At 72.8% G+C, this 16,856-nt stretch carries 16 protein-coding genes, 1 pseudogene and 1 riboswitch; of the genes and pseudogenes, 5 read left to right on the top strand and 12 right to left on the bottom strand.

What is annotated here, in order from left to right; genetic code table 11:
* Window positions 1-111: 111 nt before the first annotated feature.
* From SCNRRL3882_RS34595 to SCNRRL3882_RS34565, 6 genes and pseudogenes are all read right to left on the bottom strand, one after another.
* Window positions 112-738, bottom strand: coding sequence for a YigZ family protein (locus tag SCNRRL3882_RS34595; protein ID WP_010041216.1), 627 nt, complete (start codon window positions 736-738; stop codon window positions 112-114).
* 43 nt (window positions 739-781) lie between these two features.
* Window positions 782-1,324, bottom strand: coding sequence for a SixA phosphatase family protein (locus SCNRRL3882_RS34590; RefSeq protein WP_029181262.1), 543 nt, complete (start codon window positions 1,322-1,324; stop codon window positions 782-784).
* 713 nt (window positions 1,325-2,037) lie between these two features.
* Window positions 2,038-2,433, bottom strand: a pseudogene (locus SCNRRL3882_RS34580) (hypothetical protein); the annotation flags it as partial.
* 177 nt (window positions 2,434-2,610) lie between these two features.
* Window positions 2,611-3,390 (bottom strand): ABC transporter ATP-binding protein, encoded by a 780-nt coding sequence (locus tag SCNRRL3882_RS34575; protein ID WP_010041225.1) that lies wholly within the window; start codon window positions 3,388-3,390, stop codon window positions 2,611-2,613.
* 20 nt (window positions 3,391-3,410) lie between these two features.
* The gene (locus tag SCNRRL3882_RS34570) at window positions 3,411-4,424 is read right to left on the bottom strand and encodes a FecCD family ABC transporter permease (protein ID WP_010041227.1); all 1,014 of its coding nucleotides are present in this window, start codon (window positions 4,422-4,424) and stop codon (window positions 3,411-3,413) included.
* Window positions 4,421-5,437 (bottom strand): ABC transporter substrate-binding protein, encoded by a 1,017-nt coding sequence (locus SCNRRL3882_RS34565; RefSeq protein WP_010041229.1) that lies wholly within the window; start codon window positions 5,435-5,437, stop codon window positions 4,421-4,423. The genes SCNRRL3882_RS34570 and SCNRRL3882_RS34565 overlap by 4 nt, the downstream gene beginning before the upstream one ends.
* Before the next feature lie 68 nt (window positions 5,438-5,505).
* Window positions 5,506-5,696: riboswitch (cobalamin riboswitch) on the bottom strand.
* A gap of 76 nt (window positions 5,697-5,772) precedes the next feature.
* On the opposite strand from SCNRRL3882_RS34565, the gene SCNRRL3882_RS34560 reads away from it, so the two are divergent.
* The 3 genes from SCNRRL3882_RS34560 to SCNRRL3882_RS34550 all read left to right on the top strand — a co-directional run bounded on the left by SCNRRL3882_RS34560 (window position 5,773) and on the right by SCNRRL3882_RS34550 (window position 9,237).
* On the top strand, window positions 5,773-6,201 hold the full coding sequence (locus tag SCNRRL3882_RS34560; RefSeq protein WP_010041231.1) for a CoA-binding protein: 429 nt from the start codon (window positions 5,773-5,775) through the stop codon (window positions 6,199-6,201).
* Between the two features lie 133 nt (window positions 6,202-6,334).
* Window positions 6,335-7,975, top strand: a complete 1,641-nt coding sequence (locus SCNRRL3882_RS34555) for an APC family permease (protein WP_010041234.1) — start codon at window positions 6,335-6,337, stop codon at window positions 7,973-7,975.
* Window positions 7,976-8,013: 38 nt separating this feature from the next.
* Window positions 8,014-9,237 (top strand): 4-hydroxybenzoate 3-monooxygenase, encoded by a 1,224-nt coding sequence (locus SCNRRL3882_RS34550; RefSeq protein ID WP_029181263.1) that lies wholly within the window; start codon window positions 8,014-8,016, stop codon window positions 9,235-9,237.
* A 1-nt stretch (window position 9,238) separates the two neighbouring features.
* Here the strand turns inward: SCNRRL3882_RS34550 and SCNRRL3882_RS34545 are convergent, their stop codons facing one another.
* Window positions 9,239-9,598 (bottom strand): ArsR/SmtB family transcription factor, encoded by a 360-nt coding sequence (locus tag SCNRRL3882_RS34545; protein WP_010041238.1) that lies wholly within the window; start codon window positions 9,596-9,598, stop codon window positions 9,239-9,241.
* A gap of 62 nt (window positions 9,599-9,660) precedes the next feature.
* Here SCNRRL3882_RS34545 and SCNRRL3882_RS34540 point away from each other — a divergent pair, with 62 nt between their 5' ends.
* A complete protein-coding gene (locus SCNRRL3882_RS34540) occupies window positions 9,661-10,695 on the top strand; it encodes a cation diffusion facilitator family transporter (protein WP_010041240.1) in 1,035 nt (344 codons plus the stop codon).
* Between the two features lie 9 nt (window positions 10,696-10,704).
* Here the strand turns inward: SCNRRL3882_RS34540 and SCNRRL3882_RS34535 are convergent, their stop codons facing one another.
* From SCNRRL3882_RS34535 to SCNRRL3882_RS34525, 3 genes are all read right to left on the bottom strand, one after another.
* Complete coding sequence (locus SCNRRL3882_RS34535; RefSeq protein ID WP_010041242.1) at window positions 10,705-11,262, bottom strand: YbaK/EbsC family protein; 558 nt, start codon at window positions 11,260-11,262, stop codon at window positions 10,705-10,707.
* Window positions 11,263-11,305: 43 nt separating this feature from the next.
* On the bottom strand, window positions 11,306-11,878 hold the full coding sequence (locus tag SCNRRL3882_RS34530; RefSeq protein ID WP_010041243.1) for an XRE family transcriptional regulator: 573 nt from the start codon (window positions 11,876-11,878) through the stop codon (window positions 11,306-11,308).
* Window positions 11,879-12,019: 141 nt separating this feature from the next.
* Window positions 12,020-12,817 carry an acyltransferase gene (locus SCNRRL3882_RS34525; RefSeq protein ID WP_010041246.1) on the bottom strand — a complete coding sequence of 266 codons (798 nt, stop codon included), beginning with the start codon at window positions 12,815-12,817 and terminating at the stop codon, window positions 12,020-12,022.
* Window positions 12,818-12,929: 112 nt separating this feature from the next.
* On the opposite strand from SCNRRL3882_RS34525, the gene SCNRRL3882_RS34520 reads away from it, so the two are divergent.
* Window positions 12,930-13,457 (top strand): gamma carbonic anhydrase family protein, encoded by a 528-nt coding sequence (locus SCNRRL3882_RS34520; protein WP_010041247.1) that lies wholly within the window; start codon window positions 12,930-12,932, stop codon window positions 13,455-13,457.
* 10 nt (window positions 13,458-13,467) lie between these two features.
* Here SCNRRL3882_RS34520 and SCNRRL3882_RS34515 read toward each other — a convergent pair whose 3' ends face one another.
* Both SCNRRL3882_RS34515 and SCNRRL3882_RS34510 read right to left on the bottom strand, forming a co-directional pair.
* Window positions 13,468-14,106 carry a DedA family protein gene (locus tag SCNRRL3882_RS34515; protein ID WP_010041248.1) on the bottom strand — a complete coding sequence of 213 codons (639 nt, stop codon included), beginning with the start codon at window positions 14,104-14,106 and terminating at the stop codon, window positions 13,468-13,470.
* Window positions 14,107-14,177: 71 nt separating this feature from the next.
* Window positions 14,178-16,565 (bottom strand): phosphoketolase, encoded by a 2,388-nt coding sequence (locus SCNRRL3882_RS34510; RefSeq protein ID WP_010041249.1) that lies wholly within the window; start codon window positions 16,563-16,565, stop codon window positions 14,178-14,180.
* Window positions 16,566-16,856: the final 291 nt, after the last annotated feature.

Genomic DNA, 16,856 nt, shown 5'->3' with positions numbered 1-16,856 from the left:
GTACGAGGGCGCAACGGCCTCTGCGGTGCGCTGCGGTCCGCCGTCCCGCTCCACCGGCGCTGACGCCCGCCGGCCCGGCTCCCGGGCGCCGCGCACCGGGCTGACCGCGTGTCAGGCGTCGCCGTACGCCTCCCCGCCCGGTTCGAAGACGGCCGTCCCGGCGGTCGCGTCGGCGAGCCACGCCCGGAAGGCCTCCAGATCGGCGTCAGGGAGTGCGATCTCGATCGTGACCGCCTCCCCGTAGCGCACGTCCCGCACCTCGCGCCCGGTGGTCCGCAGGTCGTTCTCCAGCTTGCCGGCCCGCTGGTGGTCGACGGTGATCGTGGCCAGCCGGAACCGGCGGCGGGTGCGGGTGCCGAGGGTGTCCAGTGCCTCGCCGACCGCTCCGCCGTACGCCCGGATGAGCCCGCCCGCGCCGAGCTTGACCCCGCCGTAGTAGCGGGTGACGACGGCGACGACGTAGCGCATGTCCCGGCGGAGCAGCATCTGGAGCATGGGGACGCCGGCGGTGCCGCCGGGTTCGCCGTCGTCGGAGGCCTTCTGGACCAAGGCGTCGGCGCCGATGACGTAGGCCCAGCAGTTGTGGGTGGCGGCGGCGTGCTCCTTGCGGACCGTGGCGATGAAGTCCTGCGCCTCCTGCTCGGTGGCCGCCGGGGCGAGGGCGCACAGGAAGCGGGAGCGGTTGACCTCGGTCTCGTGCACGCCGGCGCGGGCCACCGTGCGGTATTCGTCCTGCATCCGGCCACCCTATGCGCGGCCCTTGGGGAGGACCGGACCGGCGCTACCTCTTCGCGCCCCGGGGCACGGTCATGGAGGTGAGCAGCGCCGAGCCGGGGGTGAGGGCCCGCCAGGTCGTGCCGTACCAGGACAGTACGGCGATGGCCGAGGTCGGGAACTTGGTGCGGACCCGCTCCAGGGTGTCGTCGAGGCCGTCACCGGCGAGCGCCAGGACGAGTTCCTCCAGACCCGGGTTGTGCCCGATCAGCAGCAGCGTCTCCACCTCGGCGGACACCTCGTGCACGACGGCCAGCAGACCGGCGGGGCTCGCGGCGTACAGGCGCCGGTCGAACCGGACCGGCGGGGGCGTGCCCCACTCGGCGGCGGCCAGTTCCCAGGTCCGGCGGGCGCGTACGGCGGTGGAGCACAGCGCGAGGTCGGGCAGGCTGTCGGCCTCGGCCAGGGCCCGCCCGGCCGCGGGGGCGTCGCGGCGGCCGCGCGGGGCGAGCGGGCGCTCGTGGTCGGCGACGTCCAGGGGCCAGGCGGACTTGGCGTGCCGCAGCACGACCAGGCGGCGCAGCGGGCCGCCTCCGGCGCGTTCCATCATGACGGGGCTCCCAGGTCGCGGGTGAGGTCGAGGCCGAGGAGGCGGTCGGCGTAGGCGTACGTCTCGAAACGGGCGCCGTCCGGCAGGTCCGGCTCGTTCTCCACGCCCCGCAGCACGTCCAGGACCCGCGGGACGTCCAGATCGTCGTCCCAGGCGTCGCGCAACCGCCCGCGCACGTCGTCGGGCACGGGCCGGGAGGGCCGCCGGGCCCAACGGGCGACCGCACGCCGCCACCGGACGAGGGTGGCCTGCGCCTCGCCGAGGACGTCCGCCTCCAGCCGCACGGGGGCGTTGTGATGCCGGGTGAACAGGGCGAGGCGCAGGACGGCGGGGTCGACCCCGCGCAGGGGTTCGGATCCCACCGACTGCCCGCCCGACGGGCTCGACTCCGCCGACTCCCCGCCCGGCGGGCCAGACTCGACCGACCGGCCACTCGACGCACCTGGCACCGCCGATTCACCGACCGCCAGACCCGACAGGGCCGACCGGCCACTCGACGCGCCCGACCTCGCCGACTCACCACCCGGCGACCCCGACCCGGCCGACCGACCGCTCGACGCACCACCCGCCGCCTCACCACCCGGCAGACCCGACCCGGCCGACCGGCCACTCGACGCGCCCGACCTCGCCGACTCACCACCCGGCGACCCCGACCCGGCCGACCGACCGTTCGACGCGTCGGACACCGCCGATCCGCCGACCTCCGTGGCCGATGCCGCCGGCTCACCGACCGGCGTGGCCGCTCCCGTCGTCTCCACGGGGGCGACAGCGATCCGCACCCCGTCAGGCGCTGCCCCGCCCTCGGCAGCGACATGGACGACCTGGGCCTCGCCCAGTCCGGCGCTGAGGTCGGGGCTGTCCTCGAAGGGGCGGATGCCGAGGGCCATGGCGTCAGCTCGCAGCTCCGCCTGGCGGTGCCCGCCGGTCAGCAGGGCCCACACGGGTGTGCCGCCGAGCTCCAGCGCCCGCACGAGCAGGTCCGCCACGAGCAGCACCCGCAGGTTCGTCATGTCGGAGCCGGGCGCGTGCACCTCCACACGGGTCAGGCCCCGGCGGGCCGGAGCGGCGTCGACCGGCTCGCCGGTACGGGCGTCGATGATGCGCAGCACGAGGCGAGCGTAGGCCGGGTGGGCGGGCGCACGCAGGCATGTGCGGCTTTTTCCGGCCACCGTGGCGGGAAGACCCCACCAATGGCGTGGCGGACGGACCGGTCACCGGGGTGGGGCCGCCCAGCCGCTGACGCGCCGCTCCGTCAGACCGCCCTGCCGGGAATCGCCCACCGCCGCTCAGCCCAGCGTCCCCAGGAACCGCACGTGTGGCCGCTGCTCAGGGCCTTCACGGCTGACGGCGGCCCGCACCCCGTACACCTCGGCGATGAGTTCCTCCGTCAGGACATCGCCCGGAGCGCCGCCCGCCACGACCCGCCCCGCGCTCAGGACGACGAGCTCGTCGCAGTACATCGCCGCGAGGTTGAGGTCGTGCAGGGCGACGACGGTGGTGACCGGCAGTCCGGTGACCAGGGCGAGCAGATCGAGCTGGTGGTGGATGTCGAGGTGGTTGGTGGGCTCGTCCAGGAGGAGTTCGCGGGGTTCCTGGGCGAGCGCGCGGGCGATCTGCACCCGCTGGCGCTCCCCGCCCGAGAGGGTGTGCCAGGGCTGCTCGGCCCGGTCGGCGAGGCCGGTGCGCCCCAGGGCCTCGCGCACGGCCCGTTCGTCGTCCGCCGAGCCGGCAGTCCAGGCCCGGCGGTGCGGCACGCGGCCCAGCCGTACGACGTCCGCGACCGTCAACTCGACCTGCGTGTCGGCCTGCTGCTCGACCACGGCGAGGCGGCGGGCGACGGTACGGCGGGGCAGGTCGCCCAGCGGCGTTCCGTCGAGGGTGACGACTCCGGCGGTCGGGGTGAGCAACCCGGCCAGCAGCCGCAGCAGCGTGGACTTGCCGGAGCCGTTGGGGCCGAGCACGCCGACGGTGGAACCGGTCTCCGGCGCGAGGACGACACCGTCGAGGATGAGGCGCCCGTCGGCACGGCGACCGACCCGGTCGGCCCGCAGCCCGGCACCGGACACCGCTGCTCCCGCTGTCCCGCTCACCGCACACTCCGCGTCCGGTACAGCACCACCACGAACGCCGGCACCCCGATCAGCGACGTCACGACTCCCACCGGCACCTCCTGGGGATCCAGCACCGTACGGGCGAGGGTGTCCACCCATACCAGGAACACCGCTCCGGCGAGCGCGGTGACCGGCAGCAGCCGGGCGTGCCCGGGACCGGCCAGGGCCCGCGCGGCGTGCGGCAGGACCAGCCCGACGAAGCCGATCGCCCCGGCCGAACTGACCAGCGCGGCCGTGAGCAGGGCCGTGACGCACAGCAGCACCAGTCGGGTACGGGCCACGGACACCCCGAGCGCGGCCGCCGCGTCCTGCCCGAAGGCGAAGGCGTCGAGAGTACGGGCGTACGACAGGCACACCACCAGCGTCACGGCCAGGACGGCCAGGCACAGCCACACGTCGGTCCAGCCCGCACCCCCGAGCGAGCCGAGGAGCCAGAACAGCACGCCCCGGGTCGTCTCGGCGTCCGCGGCGGTCATCACGACGAAGGAGGTGAGCGCGGAGAAGAGCTGCATGGCGGCGACGCCCGCGAGGACGACCCGGTCGGTGGTGCCGCCGAGGGTGTGGCTGAGCAGCAGCACCAGCGCGAAGGACACCAGGGCGCCGAGGAACGCGCCCGCGGAGACCGAGACCGTACCGCCGCCGACACCCAGGACGACGACCACGACCGCGCCGGTGGAGGCGCCGGAGGACACCCCGAGCACGAACGGGTCGGCGAGCGGGTTGCGCAGCAGCGACTGCATCACCGCCCCGCACACGGCGAGTCCGGCCCCGCACACGGCCGCGAGCAGCGTGCGCGGCAGCCGCAGCTGCCAGACGATACCGTCGCGGATCGGCGTCAGGTCCGAACTGCCGAGGCCGAGGTGGGCGGCGACGACGGACCAGACGTCCGCGATCCTGATGTCGGCGGGGCCGACGGTGATCGCCAGGGCCAGGGAGGCGGCCAGCAGGAGGGCCCCTCCGGTGCCGAGCGCGAGCCCGCGGACGGTCACTTCACGAGCCCGAACTCGCGCAGTCCGGCGGCGACCTGTTCCACGCCCTCGACCGTGCGGATGGTGGGGTTCATGGCCTGCCCGCTGAGCAGCACGTACCGCTTGTGCCTGACCGCGTCCATGTTCCTGGTCACCGGGTTGGACTCCAGGAAGGCGATCTTCTTCGCGGCCGACTCGGCGGTCTGCGACCTGCGGGTGAGGTCGCCGATGACGAGGACGTCGGGGTCGCGGTCGGCGACCGTCTCCCAGTTGATCTGCGGCCACTCCTCGTGCGTGTCGTCGAAGACGTTCTTCGCGCCGAGGGCCCGGGTGATGATGCCGGGCGCGCCGCAACAGCCCGCCATGTAGGGGGACTCGGAGTTGGCGAACCAGTACAGGAGGGTGACGTCGGAGGCGTGGATGCCCCGCGTGGCCTTCGCCATGCGCCGCTGCAGGGAGGCCACGAGCTTGTCGCCCCGTTCCGGCACCCCGAACACGGTCGCCAGGTCGCGTACTTCGCCGTAGATGGTGTCGATGCCCAGCGCCTTGTCGCGCGCACCGTCACCGTCACCGGAGTTGTCCTTGCCGGCGCAGTCGGACGGGGAGACGTACGTGGGGACGCCGAGCTTCTCGAACTGCTCGCGGGTGGCGACCCCGCCCTCGCCGAGGGTGGAGACGAAGGAGGCCGCGACGAAGTCGGGGTCGGCGGCCAGGACCCGTTCGAAGGACGGGTTGTCGTCGGCGATGCGCGGCACCTTCGCATTGGCCTTCTCCAGCCCCTTCATCACGGGGTCGGTCCAGGTGGCGGTGCCCGCGAGACGGTCGGCGAGGCCGAGGGAGAGCAGGATCTCGGTGGTGCCCTGGTTGAGGGAGACGGCGTGCTTCGGCGGGGCCTCCACGCGCACCTCGCGGCCGCAGTTGTCGAGCGTGACTGCGGCTTTCGCCGTGGTGGCCCGCGAGTCGCCGCAGCCGGTCAGGAGCAGGGAGCCGGCCGCGAGCAGGACGGCGGCACGGGCAGGTCGGGCGAGGGGCACGGAAACCAGTCCTCAGGCGTCGAGGGCTCGATCGCGGAGCCCGGTCGTACGGTGCTCCCCCGCCGCGAACGGCCGCGGGGGCCGCCAGCAGGTCTTCGGACTCGGGTTCGTCCGGTGCGGGGCGCCTTCCCGGACGTCACACACGCCGTCCAGTGGCCGAGGCCCCGCCCGTCCCCCTCACCGCTGCGCGTCAGTTCCGGATTCGCACCGGATTCCCTGACCCACGTACATGGGTTCGACTGGCCTCGGCAAGCTATCACGGAGGGCGCGGGGGAATCACCGCCCGCCTTGCGTCGTTGTCCGGACGAGAGCTCACCCACGGGAGGAGGCCGACGGTGTACGGCGACGAGGCAACGGTCCGCAAGATCCTCACCGAACTCGGCGACACCTGGGCCGTGGTCGGCCTGTCGTCGAACCGGCGGCGCGCGGCGTACGGCGTCGCCGAGGTGCTGCAGCGCTACGGCAAGCGCGTCGTGCCGGTGCATCCCAAGGCGGAGACGGTACACGGCGAGAAGGGGTACGCCTGCCTCGCGGACATCCCCTTCGACGTGGACGTCGTGGACGTGTTCGTGAACAGCGATCTCGCCGGAGCGGTCGCCGACGAGGCGGTCGCAAAGGGCGCGAAGGCCGTGTGGTTCCAGCTCGGCGTCATCGACGAGGCGGCGTACGACCGGACCCGCGCCGCGGGCGTGGAGATGGTGATGGACCGCTGCCCGGCGATCGAGATCCCACGACTCCCTCATCACCGCGTACAGAATCCCTGAAGCGCTTTCCAGGAAATGCCCGCGCCGGGTCAAGGCTGTACAACTCGCCTTCTGCCGTCGGCTGACCGATTCCTAGCCTGAGGCCTCTTGCTCGCAGAACTCACCGAGTTCTTCATGAGAGGCCCCTTGATTCATGGTGAGCGTCGACCAGGCAGCAGCGGGGGTAAAGGGGGGTCCGGGCGGACTGCGCCGGGACGTCGGACTGATCGGGCTCATGTGGGCGTCGGTCGGTTCCATCATCGGCTCCGGCTGGTTGTACGGCGCCGAGAAGGCGGTCGTGGCGGCCGGCCCCGCGGCGATCCTTTCGTGGCTGATCGGCGCGGTCGCGATCGTGCTGCTCGCCCTGGTGCACGCGGAACTGGGCGGCATGTTCCCGGTCGCGGGCGGCACGGCACGGTATCCGCACTACGCCTTCGGCGGACTGGCCGGCATGTCCTTCGGCTGGTTCTCCTGGCTCCAGGCGGCGACCGTGGCACCGATCGAGGTCGAGGCCATGATCGGCTACGCCGGGCACTGGCACTGGGCGCAGGGCTTCCAGCACCCGAAGGACGGGACGCTGACGGCCGGCGGGTTCGTCGTCGCCGTGGTCCTCATGGCCGTGTTCGTCGTCATCAACTTCCTCGGCGTGCGGCTCCTGGCGCACACCAACAGCGCCGCCACCTGGTGGAAGGTGGCCGTGCCGCTCGCCGCGATCTTCATCATCGCGGCCGGCAACTTCCACCCGGGCAACTTCACCGAGCACGGCTTCGCCCCGTTCGGCGCCCACGGCGTGCTGAGCGCCGTCAGTTCCAGCGGCATCATCTTCGCCCTGCTGGGCTTCGAGCAGGCGATCCAGCTTGCGGGCGAGAGCCGCGACCCGGCGCGTGACCTGCCCCGTGCGACGCTCGGCTCGGTCGCCATCGGAGCCGCGATCTACGTCCTGCTCCAGGTCGTCTTCATCGCCGCCCTGCCGCTGGCCTCCTTCGCGCACGGCTGGACCAAGCTCGACTACCCCGGCATCAGCGGCCCTTGGGCGGGACTGGCCACGCTGCTGGGGCTCGGCTGGCTGAGCGTGGTGCTGTATCTGGACGCGGTCGTCTCTCCGGGCGGCACCGGCCTGATCTACACCACCGCCACCTCCCGCGTCTCCTACGGCCTGGCCCGCAACGGCTACGCGCCGAAGATCTTCACGCGCACCGACGCGCGCGGCGTGCCGTGGTTCGGGCTCATCGTCTCCTTCGTGACCGGCGTGGTCTGCTTCCTGCCGTTCCCGAGCTGGCAGCAGCTCGTCGGCTTCATCACCTCGGCGAGCGTGCTGATGTACGCGGGCGCCCCGCTGGCGTACGGCGTCTTCGCGGACCGGCTGCCGCACCGCGAACGGCCCTACCGCCTGCCCGGCGGGAACGTCATCTCCCCGCTGTCGTTCGTCGTGGCCAACCTCATCATCTACTGGTCGACCTGGGACACCCTGTGGCGGCTCGGCGTGGCCATCGTCCTCGGCTACGTCCTGCTGGGCGGATACGCCTGGTACGCCACCCGCAAGGGCCTGCCCGACGCACCCCGGCTCGACTGGAGGGCCGCCCAGTGGCTGCCGGTCTACCTGCTGGGCATGGGCGTCATCTCCTGGCAGGGCGGCTTCGGCGGTCAGGGACACATCGGACTGTGGTGGGACATCCTGGTCATCGCGGTGTTCTCCCTGGCGATCTACTACTGGGCCCGGGCGTCGGCGTCCCGGCCGGCGGAGATCGAGCGGAGCATCGGGGAGGTGGCCGTCACCGAGGCGCCCGCCCACTGACACCGCCCCCGCGCGGCCGGCGCCTCCATAATGAGCGCATGACCCACGCCTTTCCTCCTCCGGACTCCGGCGCCCCGCAACGCTTCCCAGTCGTTGTCGTGGGCGCCGGTCCCGCTGGGCTGACCGTCGGCAACATCCTGCGGGCCGCGTCCGTGGACTGCCTGGTGCTGGAGGCCGAGAGCCGGGAGTTCATCGAACAGCGGCCCCGGGCCGGAGTCATGGAGGAATGGGCCGTGCGGGGCCTGGAGAAGCGCGGCCTCGCCCGGAACCTGCTGGACCGCGCGGAACTGCACACCGCGTGCGAGTTCCGCTTCGACGGCGAGCGGTACCGGTTCCCCTACGGTGAGCTGACGGGCAGTCACCACTTCGTCTATCCACAGCCGTTGCTCGTGACGGACCTGGTGCGCGAGTACGCCGACGTACGCGGCGGACAGATCCGCTTCGGGGTCCGGGACGTGCGGGTGCACGACATCGACACCGACCAGCCGTCCGTGTCGTACACGTGCCCGGAGACGGGTGAACACCGCGTCGTGCACTGCGACTTCGTGGCCGGCTGCGACGGGGCGCGCGGAGTGACGCGGGCCGCTCTGCCGCCGGAGCGGGTCCGGGTCGCGCGGCACGACTACGGCATCGGCTGGCTGGCCCTGCTCGCCGAGGCCCCGCCGTCCGCCGACTGCGTGCTGTTCGGCTGCCACGCCAACGGGTTCGCCGGGCAGATGCCCCGCAGCCCGGAGGTGACCCGCTACTACCTCCAGTGCCCGCCGGGCGACGACCCGGAGAACTGGCCGCACGAGCGCGTCTGGGCGGAGCTCCAGGAGCGGCTCGGGGCGTCCGGTGTGCCGCCGCTGACCGAGGGGCGGCTGATCGAGAAGCGCGTGCTGGACATGCACGACTACGTGGCCGAGCCGATGGTGTCCGGCCGGCTCTTCCTCGCCGGTGACGCGGCCCATCTGGTCGCGCCGATCGCCGCCAAGGGCATGAACCTCGCGCTGCACGACGCCTTCCTGCTCGGCGACGCCCTGGTGGCCCACCTGACCGGCGGCGACGACAGCGGCCTCGGCGGCTATGCGGAGGCGTGCCTGCGGCGGGTGTGGGACTACCAGGAGTTCTCGCAGTGGCTGTCCGAGGTGTTCCACGGCTCGGCGGCCGGCGACGCGTTCCGCGCGGGCACCACGCTCGCCCGGCTGCGCCGCCTTTTCACCTCGCGGGCGGCCGCCGCCGCGTTCGCCGAGCAGTACCTGGGGACGGCAGCGCAGTACTGATTCAGTCGTGGACGGGCCGGTCGGTGAGCCGGTGGTCGGCCACGTTCAGCGCCTCGTCGACGAGCCGGCGCAGATGGCCGTCGCGGAGCGAGTAGATCACCCGGCGGCCTTGCTTGCGCGTGTTCACCAGGCCCGCGAGACGCAGTCGCGCCAGGTGCTGGCTGACGGCGGGCCGGGCCGCCCCGCACGTCTCCGTGAGGGTCGTGACGTCGGCCTCTCCCCCGGCCAATGCGTGCAGCAGGGCGAGGCGGGTGCGGTCGCCGAGCAGGCCCAGGAGTTCGGCGGCGAGCGCGAACTGTTCCTCGCCGGGGCTGCGCGGATGCGCATCGTGCGCAGCTGACAGGTGCATGCGTGCGCTCATACGCACATAATGGCTCCTCGGGCGTGTGGACGTCCACTCGCGCGCACCGGAAGGAGACCCACGTGAGCGACCGGCACGAGCACTCCCACCCGCACGGCCACGGACACCGGCACGGCCTGCTCCACCGGATGGCCCACCTCCTCACCCCGCACTCCCACGAGACGGCCGACAAGGTCGACTCCGCCCTGGAGTCGTCGGCCCGCGGGATGCGGGCCCTCTGGGTCTCGCTCGCGGTGCTCGGCGTGACGGCCCTGGCGCAGGCGGTGGTGGTGGCCGCCTCCGGCTCGGTGGCGCTCCTCGGGGACACGGTCCACAACGCGGCGGACGCGCTGACCGCCGTACCACTCGGGATCGCCTTCGTCCTCGGCCGGCGCGCGGCCACGCGCCGCTTCACCTACGGCTATGGACGGGCCGAGGACCTGGCGGGCCTGGTGATCGTGCTGACGATCGCCGCGTCGGCGGCCTTCGCCGGCTGGACGGCGATCGACCGCCTCCTCGACCCGCGCCCGGTCCAGCACGTCCCGGCGGTCGCCGTGGCGGCCCTCGTGGGGTTCGCGGGCAACGAGTGGGTGGCCCGCTACCGCATCCGCGTCGGCCGTGCGATCGGTTCCGCCGCGCTGGTCGCCGACGGACTGCACGCCCGCACCGACGGCTTCACCTCACTGGCCGTGCTGCTGGGCGCCGGCGGGTCGGCCCTGGGCTGGCAACTGGCCGACCCGATCGTCGGGCTGGCGATCACGGCGGCGATCGCGCTGGTGCTGCGGGACGCGGCGCGGGAGGTGTTCCGCCGGGTGATGGACGCGGTCGACCCGGCCCTGGTGGACCGGGCCGAGCGGGCACTGACCGAGGTCGCCGGGGTGCGCGGGGTGGGTGAGCTGCGGCTGCGCTGGATCGGTCACCGGCTGCGCGCCGAGGTCGCGGTCGTGGTGGACGGTGACGTGACCGTACGTCAGGCCCACCGCATCGCGGTCGACGCCGAGCACGCCCTGCTGCACGCCGTGCCCCGCCTCACCGCGGCCCTGGTCCACGCCGACCCGGAACCGGCCCCGGGGGAGACCGACCCGCATCTGCCGCTGGCCCACCACGCGGTGGCGTAGGACCCGTCCTCAGGCGACCCCGAGCCCCTCCAGCACCACCGCGCCCGGCAGTTCCGCGAACGCCTTGCCCGGCACCAGCAGCTTGCCGCGCCGCCGGCCACTGCCGACCAGCGCGTACGGCAGCTCGACGACGGCCGCGTCCACCAGCACGGGCCAGCCGCCCGGCAGTCCGAGCGGGGTGATGCCGCCGTACTCCATGCCGGTCTCCCCGGTCGCCGTGTCCATCGCGGCGAACGAGGCCTTGCGCGCGCCGAGTTGGCGGCGTACGACGCCGTTGACGTCGACGCGGCCGGTGGACGGCACGACGCTCGCGGCGAGCGTGGTCTCACCACCGCGCTTGCCGGCGACCACCACGCAGTTGGCGGACCACTGCAGCAGGTCACGGCCGTAGTGCTCCACGAAGGTGTCGGTGTCGGCCCACTGCGGGTCGGTGTCGACGTAGAGGATCTGCTCGGCCGGGACGCTGCCGTTCCAGTGGCGTACGGCGTCGGCGACCGGGTCGGTGAGCTCGTCGAGGCAGGCTGGGGCCGGACGGGCGTCGTCGAAGTGTCCGATGGGTGCGCGCATGACCGCACGCTAACAACACGGGACCGCCCTCGGACCGGGCACCTCAGGTCACGGGCGGCACCGAGACGGCCATCATCATCTCCATCGGCACCTCGCCGGTGTTGCCGTACGTGTGCGGGAGGTTGGCCTCGAAGGACACGCTCGCGCCCGCGGGCACGCGGTGGTCGACACCGTCGACAGTGAGCGTCAGCTCCCCGGCCGTGACGTGGAGCAGCTCGATGGTGCCGGCGGGGTGCGGGTCGGACGCGCTGCTCTCGCCGGGCATGAGCCGCCAGTCCCACATCTCCAGCGGGCCGGGCGCCTCGGTCCCGGCGAGCAGCCGGTTGTAGCTGCCGGCCTCGGTGTGCCACAGCCGTACGGCCTGCTCCGGGGGGACGATGCGGACCCTCGGGCCCTGCTCGTAGTCGAGGAGGGTGGTGATGCTGACGCCGAGCGCGTCGCCGATCTTGACGACGGTGCCGAGGCTGGGGTTGGTGCGGGCCTGCTCGATCTGGATGAGCATGCCGCGGCTGACGCCCGCCCGGGCGGCGAGCACGTCCAGGGTGAAGCCGCGCACCGCGCGCCAGTGCTTGACGCTGCGCGCCAGGGACTGGGTCAGCAGGTCGAGGTCCGACACATTCCGTCCAATATTCCGTAAGGCATAGTGCATCCGGCTGCACTACGGTGTGGTTGACCTGAGCGTTCACCGAACTGTACTGCGAGGCACCCGTCCGGCGGACGGCGACGGCGGCCACGCCGACCGGGCTGTCGGGGCGGTTCAGGATTCCGGCTTCAGCTCGGCCAGTCCGGCCGCGGCCTCCTCGTCCAGCTCGGCGAGCCGGGCCGCCGTCTCCTCGTCCAGGCCCGACAGGGCGCGCAGCTGCTCGGGCGTGACACCCTCCGGTATCGGCACCGGCGGCGGGGTGCGCAGCGGCGGCTGCCAGCCGTCGGCCGGTGTCCAGCGCCGTACGACGCGCGCCGGCGCGCCCGCCACCACGGCGTGGTCGGGCACCGCCCCCCGGACCACCGCGCCCGCGGCCACCACCACGTTCCGCCCGATCCGGGCACCGGGCAGGATCACCGCGCCCGTGCCGATCCAGCAGCCGGGCCCGATCTCCACCGGCTCCATCCGCGGCCACTGCTTGCCGATCGGCTCGTGCGGGTCGTCGTAGGAGTGGTTCGTGGACGTGACGTAGACGTACGGGCCGAAGTAGCAGTCGCTGCCGATGGTGACCGTCGTGTCCGCGATGACGTGACTGCCCCGGCCCAGGACGACACCGTCGCCGATGCGCAGGATCGGGTCCGGACCGAGGTCGAGGTCGGGCATCAGGCCCGCGGTGAGGGTGACCTGCTCGCCGACGATGCAGTGGGCGCCCACGTGGATCCAGGGTTCGCCGAAGACCGTGCCGAGCGGAAAGGCGAGTCTGGTACCTGTTCCCATCGCGCCGAATCGGTAGCGCCCGGGGTGTTCGGCGGTCACGGAGCCCGTGCGCTGCACCCAGGCCCAGCCCGCGTGGACGGCGCGCTGCGCGAGGCCGCGCCGCCAGGATGAGAACGTGTTCTTGCGCTTCGGCACGAGGTCACGGTACTCAGCGGTAGCTCACCCCGTGGTGTTGGAGGCCTGTGATCTTCGCCCTACCGGGTGTCGTACGGTTTGCGCGTTGTCTACGACGTTTCTGGAGGCCGACATGGGACAGCGGGCGATGATCACGGGCATCGGCGGCAGGGAGCCGGAGATCGACGAGACGGCGTTCGTGGCGCCGACGGCGTCGGTGATCGGGGGCGTGACGCTGGGTGCGGGGGCGAGTGTCTGGTACGGGGCGGTGCTGCGGGGCGACGTCGAGGCGATCTCCGTCGGGGCGAGCAGCAACGTCCAGGACAACTGCACGCTGCATGCGGACCCCGGGTTCCCGGTGACGGTGGGTGAGCGGGTCAGCATCGGTCACAACGCGGTGGTGCACGGCGCGACCGTCGAGGACGACTGTCTGGTCGGGATGGGGGCGACGGTCCTGAACGGGGCGGTGATCGGGGCCGGGTCGCTCGTCGCCGCGCAGGCGCTGGTGCCGCAGGGCATGGTGGTGCCGCCCGGGTCGCTGGTGGCGGGGGTGCCGGCGAAGGTCCGGCGCGAGCTGTCGGAGGAGGAGCGCCAGGGGATCACCCTCAACGGCACGATGTACGCCGAGCTGGCGAAGGCGCATCGCGAGGTGCATGCGTAGGCACGCGCCCCTAGGAGGCCTGCGCCTCCGTCACTTCCAGGTTCTGGCCCGCCTTCTTCGCCCTGCGCTTGAGGATCAGCATCGACGTGAGGCCGACGAGGACCGCTGCCACCAGGCCCAGCCACGAGAAGCGCTTCAGCCAGGACTCGGCGACGATGCCCACGTAGTAGATGACCGCCGTCGTGCCGCCTGCCCAGACGATGCCGCCGAGGACGTTGGCGATGAGGAACTTCCAGTACGGCATGCGGAGCACACCGGCGAGTGGGCCCGCGAAGATGCGGAGGAGGGCGACGAAGCGGCCGAAGAAGACGGCCCACATGCCCCACTTCTCGAAGGACCGCTCGGCCGTGGCGATGTGGCCCTCGCTGAAGTGCTTGGGGAACTTCTTGCCCAGCCAGGCCAGCAGGGGGCGGCCGCCCTTGCGGCCGATGGCGTAGCCGATCGAGTCGCCGATGATCGCGCCGGCCGTGGCGCTGGCGCCGAGGACGACGGGGTCGATGTGGCCGTGCTGGGAGGCCAGCAGGGCGGAGGAGACCAGGATGATCTCGCCCGGCAGCGGGATGCCCAGGCTTTCCAGGCCGATGACCAGTCCCACCAGTGCGTAGACGGCGACCGCGGGTACCGTTTCGAGCCACTCCTGGACGTGCAACGCCGGATCCTTTCCCTGTGCTTCCCTGCGTGCACGGGAAGCCTACCGGGTGACAAGACGTCCTCCGCGGCTCAGGCGTTCCAGTTCCACTCGGCGACCTCGGGCAGGTCCGTACCGTGCTCGCGGATCCAGGCGTGGTGGCGGGTGCGGGCGTCGGCCATCCGCTGGCGTACGGCCGTGGCCCGCACGGCGAGACCCGGGACGCGGTCGATGACGTCCATGACGAGGCGATAGCGGTCGAGGTCGTTGCGGACGACCATGTCGAAGGGCGTGGTGGTGGTGCCGGCCTCCTTGTAGCCGCGCACGTGCAGGTGCTGGTGGCCGGCGCGGCGGTAGGCGAGGCGGTGGATCAGCCAGGGGTAGCCGTGGTAGGCGAAGATCACCGGCTTGTCGGCCGTGAAGAGGCCGTCGTACTCGAAGTCGTTCATGCCGTGCGGGTGTTCTTCCCGGGGCAGCAGCCGGGCGAGGTCGACGACGTTCACCAGGCGGACGGACAGGTCGGGCAGGTGCCGGCGCAGCAGGTGCGCGGCGGCCAGGGTCTCCTGGGTGGGGACGTCACCGGCGCAGGCCAGCACCACGTCGGGCTCGCGGGAGCCGTCCTCGCTGCCGGCCCACTCCCAGATGCCGGCGCCGCGGGCGCAGTGGACCCGGGCCTCGTCCATCGACAGCCAGTCGAAGCAGGGCTGCTTGCCGGCCACGACGACGTTGACGTAGTCGCGGCTGCGCAGGGCGTGGTCCGCGACGGACAGCAGGGTGTTGGCGTCCGGCGGGAGGTAGACCCGGACGACCTCGGGACTCTTGTTGAGGACGTGGTCGACGAAGCCGGGGTCCTGGTGGGAGAAGCCGTTGTGGTCCTGCCGCCACACGTGGGAGGTCAGCAGGTAGTTGAGGGAGGCGATAGGGGCGCGCCACGGCAGTCGCCGGGAGGTGCGCAGCCATTTGATGTGCTGGTTGACCATCGAGTCGACGATGTGCACGAACGCCTCGTAGCAGGAGAACAGCCCGTGCCGGCCGGTGAGCAGATAGCCCTCCAGCCAGCCCTGGCAGAGGTGTTCGGAGAGGACCTCCATCACCCGGCCGTGCCGGTCGAGGTCCTCGTCGATGTCGAGGGTGCCCGCCTGCCAGGCCTTGCCGCTGGCGGCGTAGACCGCCTGCAGCCGGTTGGAGGCGGTCTCGTCCGGGCCGACCAGGCGGAAGTCACGACGGTCGGCGGTGTCCCGCATGACCTGGGCCAGGAGGTCGCCGAGGACGCGCGTGGGCTCGTGCAGGGTCGTGCCCGGCTTGTCGACGGGGACGGCGAAGTCGTCCAGGGGCGGGATCGGCAGGTCGCGGACGAGCAGCCCGCCGTTGGCGTACGGGGTGGCGCCGAGCCGCCTGCCGCCCTCGGGCACGCAGGCGAGGACGTCCGCGACCGGCCGGCCCTCGGCGTCGAACAGCTCCTCGGGCCGGTAGGAGCGCAGCCAGGCCTCCAGTTGGCGCAGGTGTTCCGGGTTGTCGCGGACGCCGGCCAGCGGCACCTGGTGGGAGCGCCAGGTGCCCTCGACCGGCTCGCCGTCGACCTCGGCCGGGCCGGTCCACCCCTTCGGGGTGCGCAGCACGATCACCGGCCAGTGCGGGCGCTCGGTCGCGCCCTCCTCGCGGGCGGCGCGCTGTGCCTCGGCGATGCGGTCGAGCGCGGTGTCCATCGCCTGGGCCATCGCGCGGTGGACGGCGGCCGGGTCGTCGCCGCTGACGTGGATCGGCTCGTGGCCGTAGCCGCGCAGGAGCGCGTCGAGCTCGGACTCCGGGAGGCGGGACAGCACGGTCGGGTTGGCGATCTTGTAGCCGTTGAGGTGCAGGATCGGCAGGACGGCACCGTCGTGGACGGGGTCGAGGAACTTGTTGGCGTGCCAGGATCCGGCCAGCGGGCCGGTCTCGGCCTCTCCGTCGCCGATCACGCAGGCGACCAGCAGGCCGGGGTGGTCGAGGGCGGCGCCGTAGGCGTGGGCGAGGGAGTAGCCGAGTTCGCCGCCCTCGTGGATCGAGCCGGGCACCTCCGGGGCGACGTGGCTGGGCACGCCGCCGGGGAACGAGAACTGCCGCAGCAACAGCTCCATGCCCTGCGCGTCCCGCGTCACGTCCGGGTACCTCTCGGTGTAGCTGCCCTCGAGCCAGGAGTTGGCCAGCACCGACGGGCCGCCGTGGCCCGGGCCCCAGATGCACAGCACGTCCAGCGCGCGGTTCCTGATCACCCGGTTGAGGTGCGTGTGGACGAGGTTGAGTCCGGGCGAGGTGCCCCAGTGGCCCAGCAGCCGCGGTTTGATGTGCTCGGGCCGCAGCGGCTCGGTCAGCAGCGGGTTCGCCAGCAGGTAGATCTGGCCGGCCGCCAGGTAGTTGGCGGCCCGCCAGTGGGCGTCCAGCGTGCGCAGTTCCTCGTCGGTCGGTTGCGTGCTGCTGTCCTGGCGCGGGGCCTCCGGCATGAGTGACTCCCTGGGTTCGGCGACGGCCTCAGGAGGAGTACCAGTCTGTTCCGGTTCGATGCCCGGCGCCTCCCGGCCGTGTGCCGACCGCTGCGCGGTGGGGCCGGGCGGACCGGATGGGCCACGCGTCGGGATCCGGGGCGGGCCGCCCGACCGGGTGACACGACGGGTGACCCGGTGGGTGACGCCGAAGGCCGGGACGGCCCCGCCCGACCGGGCCGGTGAGCCGAGAGCCGACCCCGCGGACGCCCGGACCCGCCCCGGGCCCTGGCGGCACGACACCCCGGAGGC

Source organism: Streptomyces chartreusis NRRL 3882, assembly GCF_900236475.1.
Lineage (GTDB): Bacteria > Actinomycetota > Actinomycetes > Streptomycetales > Streptomycetaceae > Streptomyces > Streptomyces chartreusis_D.
The sequence above is the reverse complement of the archived record's forward strand: the minus strand, read 5'-3'. Positions and strand labels throughout refer to the sequence as shown.

What these genes read in the sequence shown, in the direction of transcription:
- SCNRRL3882_RS34545 (WP_010041238.1), bottom strand. Translation starts at nt 9,598, where the DNA reads ATGAGCGCACGCATGCACCTGTCAGCTGCGCACGATGCGCATCCGCGC.
- SCNRRL3882_RS34555 (WP_010041234.1), top strand. Translation starts at nt 6,335, where the DNA reads ATGGTGAGCGTCGACCAGGCAGCAGCGGGGGTAAAGGGGGGTCCGGGC.
- SCNRRL3882_RS34510 (WP_010041249.1), bottom strand. Translation starts at nt 16,565, where the DNA reads ATGCCGGAGGCCCCGCGCCAGGACAGCAGCACGCAACCGACCGACGAG.
- SCNRRL3882_RS34595 (WP_010041216.1), bottom strand. Translation starts at nt 738, where the DNA reads ATGCAGGACGAATACCGCACGGTGGCCCGCGCCGGCGTGCACGAGACC.
- SCNRRL3882_RS34590 (WP_029181262.1), bottom strand. Translation starts at nt 1,324, where the DNA reads ATGATGGAACGCGCCGGAGGCGGCCCGCTGCGCCGCCTGGTCGTGCTG.
- SCNRRL3882_RS34520 (WP_010041247.1), top strand. Translation starts at nt 12,930, where the DNA reads ATGGGACAGCGGGCGATGATCACGGGCATCGGCGGCAGGGAGCCGGAG.
- SCNRRL3882_RS34535 (WP_010041242.1), bottom strand. Translation starts at nt 11,262, where the DNA reads ATGCGCGCACCCATCGGACACTTCGACGACGCCCGTCCGGCCCCAGCC.
- SCNRRL3882_RS34550 (WP_029181263.1), top strand. Translation starts at nt 8,014, where the DNA reads ATGACCCACGCCTTTCCTCCTCCGGACTCCGGCGCCCCGCAACGCTTC.